Here is a 5,368-nt window from a genome sequence, read left to right on the forward strand (position 1 = left end):
TTTCCTTATCTTTAGAGAGTATTTTATGTCCAACCAACAGCAACAAAGTAACGATGTAGCAAATGCCTATGTTTTGCCTTTTGAGCAACTCCGAATGACCGATGTTGAATCAGTCGGCGGTAAAAATGCCTCACTCGGTGAGATGATTTCTCAGTTGTCCTCCACAGGGGTTCGTGTACCAACTGGATTTGCAACTACCTCATTAGCATTTCGTGATTTCTTAGAGCACAACAATTTGACTGAACGTATTCAGAAGCGTTTAGAGAATCTCAATATTGATGATGTTCGCGCTCTAGCTGAAGCTGGTAAAGAGATTCGTGGCTGGATTGAAACTGCCCCGTTTCAACCACGTCTGGATGAAGAAATTCGCACAGCATTTAAAAAATTGGATGACTCTGGCAAAGGTTCTTTTGCAGTGCGATCCTCCGCCACTGCAGAAGATTTGCCTGATGCTTCATTCGCTGGACAGCAAGAAACTTTCTTGAACGTTGAAGGTATTGACGATGTTCTGAAGAAGATTCGTGAAGTATTCGCATCCTTGTATAACGATCGTGCGATTTCTTACCGTGTTCACAAGGGCTTTGCCCATGCTGAAGTAGCCTTATCTGCTGGTATCCAACGCATGGTTCGCTCTGACTTGGGCGCTGCTGGCGTGATGTTTACCCTGGATACTGAATCTGGTTTTGAAGATGTCGTATTCATCACTTCTAGCTATGGCTTGGGTGAGACAGTGGTACAGGGTGCGGTGAACCCAGATGAGTTCTACGTATTCAAAACAACTTTGGCACAAGATAAGAAGGCAATTATTCGCCGCTCTTTAGGTTCCAAGTTGATTCAGATGCAATTTGCCCCAGCTGGTTCCGCTGAGAAGGTGATGACTGTGGATGTCGCTCCAGAAAAACGCAATCGTTTTTCATTGGAAGATGCCGATATTACTGAGTTAGCTAAATATGCTGTCATCATCGAGAAACACTACGGTCGCCCAATGGATATTGAGTGGGGTAAAGATGGTCAAGATGGCCGTATTTATATTCTGCAAGCACGTCCAGAGACAGTGAAGAGTCAGGCTGCTGGTCAGGTAGAAATGCGTTACAAACTCAAGGGCACTTCTAAGGTTCTAGCCAAAGGCCGTGCGATTGGTCAAAAGATTGGTGCGGGTCCAGTTCGCGTAATTCGTGATCCTAGCGAGATGGATCGTGTGCAGCCAGGCGACGTCTTGGTTGCTGACATGACTGACCCTAACTGGGAGCCGGTCATGAAACGCGCTTCCGCGATTGTGACTAATCGCGGTGGTCGTACTTGTCACGCAGCAATTATTGCTCGTGAGTTGGGTGTTCCAGCGGTGGTTGGTTGCGGTGATGCGACTGAGCATTTGCAAGACGGCATGATGGTGACGGTTTCTTGTGCTGAAGGCGACGAAGGTCATATTTATGATGGCTTGATCGAAACTGAAGTGACTGAAGTATCTCGTGGCGTATTGCCAGAGATCCCAGTTAAGATCACCATGAATATTGGTAATCCTCAGTTGGCATTTGATTTCTGCCAAATCCCAAATGCGGGTGTTGGCTTGGCCCGTCTTGAGTTCATCATCAATAACTACATTGGCGTACATCCACGTGCTGTATTGGAGTACCCAAACATTGATCCTGATCTCAAGCGTGCCGTTGAGAGCGTAGCTCGTGGCTATGCAAGCCCACGTCAGTTCTACGAAGATAAATTGGTTGAGGGTGTAGCAACGATTGCTGCTGCTTTCTATCCAAAACCAGTAATCGTTCGCTTGTCTGACTTTAAGTCAAACGAGTACAAAAAACTGATTGGCGGTTCACGCTATGAGCCGGATGAAGAGAATCCAATGCTGGGTTTCCGTGGCGCATCCCGTTACGTGTCAGCAGATTTCGGCGAAGCCTTTGCTTTAGAGTGCGCTGCAATGAAGCGTGTTCGTGAAGATATGGGCTTGGATAACGTTGAGATCATGGTGCCGTTTGTTCGTACCATCAAACAGGCTGAGCGCGTAATCGATATGATGGCCAAGTTTGGTCTCAAGCGCGGTGTCAATGGCTTGCGTCTGATCATGATGTGCGAGATTCCTTCTAACGCCATCTTGGCAGATCAATTCCTCGAGCATTTTGATGGATTCTCAATCGGTTCAAATGATATGACTCAGTTAACGCTGGGTCTAGATCGTGACTCCGGTATGGAATTGCTGGCAATTGACTTTGATGAACGCGATCCTGCGGTGGAGTTCATGATTGCACGCTCCATTGAGGCTTGCCGTAAGCAAAACAAATACGTTGGTATTTGTGGTCAAGGCCCTTCAGATCACCCAGACTTTGCGCGCTGGTTGGTTGCTAAGGGTATTACTTCTATTTCCCTCAACCCAGATAGCGTAGTGGCTACTTGGGAAATGTTGGGTAAGAAAGAAGTCTAAGTTCTGAGTTGCTAATTACTAGCAAGATGCAAAAAGGCCTAGAGAAATCTAGGCCTTCTGTCTTTTGATCACCGCTTCAATTAACGCTTAGTTTTTGCAGCCACTTTCTTCTTTGGGCTAGCTTTAACCGTTGCCTTAACTGGTGCAAGCACCTCTTTTGCGACCTTACTATTGCGATGAATGGACACTGCACCCATCTTCTTGGCAGGGGATGCAATCGAGCGGGAGGGGGTCGCTCCTGACCAGCTAGGTTCCGCAATGGAATTAAATGCAGCGCGTAATTTCTCACCCCACAATTGATGAATCATTTGGAAGTAGGGGTTGGACTCATCCATCGTAACCAGCTTACTAGCTTGCAAAGAATTCTTTTCATAGACCATCAAGTCCAACGGTAAGCCAACAGAAATATTGCTGTTGAGTGTTGAATCCATCGAGATGAGGGCGCACTTGGTGGCTAGATTGAGTGGAGTATCAAAGCTAATGACCCTGTCTAAGATTGGCTTGCCATATTTAGACTCACCAATCTGGAAGTAACAAGTCTCAGGCGTAGCCTCAATAAAGTTGCCAGCAGAGTAGATATTGAAGAGTCTTGGGCGTTCACCTTTTATTTGTCCGCCAAAGATCAGATTGCAATTGAAATCAATGCCTGCTTTTTCGAGTGCCTTGTGATCTCGGTCATAAACTTGCTTGATGGCATCGCCAATGACAACGGCTGCATCGTGAGTGCTTTCCACATTCCATAAATTCTTCCCATTGAGGAGTTGGCCTTGTAATAGGATCTCTTTAACTGCTTGAGTAATGGCAAGATTGCCAGCGCTCATGAGGGTAAAAAAGCGATCTTTATCCTTCTGGAATAAAGACATCTTTCTAAAGGTACCGATCTGATCAACACCCGCATTGGTGCGAGTATCCGATAAAAAAACCAAGCCATCTTTTAGGCAAAGCCCAACGCAATACGTCATCCTGCAACCCCTTTAATTATTTCTCTGGATTATCTCTTACTTGGTTTGGGTAATCGAGATGCTGGCACTTAACTCCTCGCCGCCTCCGCCAGAGCGAACCCCTTTGACAGGTGCTGCCGAGTAGTAGTCCCTGCCAATCGCTAGGCGAACATGACGTGCATCAGTAAAGCAGGCATTGGTGATATCAATACTGGTCCAAAGACCTTTATCAATATCAGTGCAGAAATCAATCCAGGCATGGCTTGCAAGGTTTGGTGCATCTTCAGCAAAGAAATAGCCACTGACATAACGTGCCGGAATACCTGAGGCACGACACAGCCCAAGCATGATGTGCGCATGGTCTTGGCAAACACCGGATTTCATGGCAAAAGATTGCGCGGCGGTGGTTGCAAAATTGGTTTGCCCTGGTGAGTACAAAATAGTCTCTTGTACTGCGGCAGCTAAAGCTAAGACCTGATCAACTGAGTTTTTCTTGGGAAGAGAGGCTGCAAAATACTCCAGCATCTCTACAGTTGGCTCAGTCAGATTTGTTTGTTGAAGTAGGTGGTAAGGGGAGACTGCCTTGGGCTCATCAATAAACTCAAAAGCATCTTGAGTATGAACCTCACCCTCTGCCTCAATCATCATTGATGTGTATGAACTCTCTTGCACAAAAACGCTATAGAGATTACCAAAAGCATCATGTGAAGTGCTTGCCTTAATGGGGGTGCTGACTTTCCACTTGTCGATTATTTGACCGGCTACATCTGGTGGTGTTAGTCGCAACTCTTGAATAGAGTAGCGTACCGGTGTTTCATAGCGGTATTCTGTGCGGTGGCGAATCTTCAGGTGCATGGTGATCTTTAAGCTACAGCTAATGGAATAAGGTAGGCGTTACTGAATTCATCAGCAATATGATTGATGCGCTCCAAGAACTCTTCAATGAACTCCTCTAAGCCTTGCGAGAAAACCTCATCAATATCGGAGTAGTCTAGGCTTGCCTTGAGCTTGCCTAGAAGACGTTCAATTTCTTTGGATTGCTGATTCTTCATCTCTGCAATCAGAGGAATAAGTTCATTGACACAGCACACTAACGAGCGTGGCATTTGCTTATTGAAAATCAATAGTTGCGCTACTTGCTTNNNCACCTGATCAGAGTAGATTTGACGATAGATCTCAAAAGCAGAGACAGAGCGAAGCAGGGCAGCCCAGTGATAAAAATCAAAGAAGTCGCCATCAGCTCCATCAATCACTTCAGAGAGATCACCGTCAACTGGCTTATCTTTTCTATTGGAACGCAATCCCTTTAGCGCTGCTTGACCTTCATATTTAGTTTCTAAAATACGTGCGGTGTTATCGGCCCTTTCTAGCAGGGTGCCGACATTCATAAAGTAGAAGGCTTCGTTCTTGAGCATGGTGCCATGCATAACACCCCTAAATAGGTGGCAACGATGCTTTACCCATTCCAGTAGTCTGCTTGGGTCGGCTTGATTTCGGGCCTCCAAAATGCGTTGCAACTCTAACCAAGTGGTGTTCTGGGTTTCCCATGCTTCAGAGGTAATTTTGCCTCGAATAACGCGAGCATTTTCACGAGCGGCAAATAGACAAGACACGATGCTGGAAGGATTGCTGGTTTCATAAATCATGAAATCCAAGACATTCTCACGCGTGACAACATCGTATTTCATCAAGAATGAGTCTTCTAACTTGGAGATCGTGAGTAGCTTTTTCCAGCTCTGCTCTAAAAACTCTGCAGGCTGCGGGAGTAGGGAGGTTTGGTGATTGACGTCCAACATACGGGCAGTATTTTCTGCGCGCTCTGTATAACGGGCCATCCAGTAAAGGCAATCAGCGGTACGACTCAACATATTGATTTATCCCTTTTATTCTTCTAGAACCCAGGTGTCTTTAGTGCCGCCACCCTGTGAGGAGTTCACAACTAAAGAGCCTTCTTTGAGGGCAACACGAGTAAGACCACCCGGAACCATCTTGATTGTTT

At 46.1% G+C, this 5,368-nt stretch carries 4 protein-coding genes; 1 reads left to right on the forward strand and 3 read right to left on the reverse strand.

What is annotated here, in order from left to right:
* Nucleotides 1-25: 25 nt before the first annotated feature.
* A complete protein-coding gene (gene ppsA / locus B7X71_RS12235; protein ID WP_293600864.1) occupies nucleotides 26-2,428 on the forward strand; it encodes a phosphoenolpyruvate synthase in 2,403 nt (800 codons plus the stop codon).
* Nucleotides 2,429-2,508: 80 nt separating this feature from the next.
* Here ppsA and B7X71_RS12240 read toward each other — a convergent pair whose 3' ends face one another.
* From B7X71_RS12240 to B7X71_RS12250, 3 genes are read right to left on the reverse strand one after another with little or no spacing between them, the layout of a single operon-like run.
* Nucleotides 2,509-3,390 carry a proteasome-type protease gene (locus B7X71_RS12240; RefSeq protein WP_293600865.1) on the reverse strand — a complete coding sequence of 294 codons (882 nt, stop codon included), beginning with the start codon at nucleotides 3,388-3,390 and terminating at the stop codon, nucleotides 2,509-2,511.
* Nucleotides 3,391-3,426: 36 nt separating this feature from the next.
* A complete protein-coding gene (locus B7X71_RS12245) occupies nucleotides 3,427-4,224 on the reverse strand; it encodes a transglutaminase family protein (RefSeq protein WP_293600866.1) in 798 nt (265 codons plus the stop codon).
* A gap of 8 nt (nucleotides 4,225-4,232) precedes the next feature.
* Nucleotides 4,233-5,237: an alpha-E domain-containing protein gene (locus tag B7X71_RS12250; protein WP_293600867.1), complete on the reverse strand. Its 1,005-nt coding sequence runs from the start codon at nucleotides 5,235-5,237 to the stop codon at nucleotides 4,233-4,235.
* Nucleotides 5,238-5,368 lie beyond the last annotated feature (131 nt).

It is taken from the genome of Polynucleobacter sp. 39-46-10, assembly GCF_002282275.1.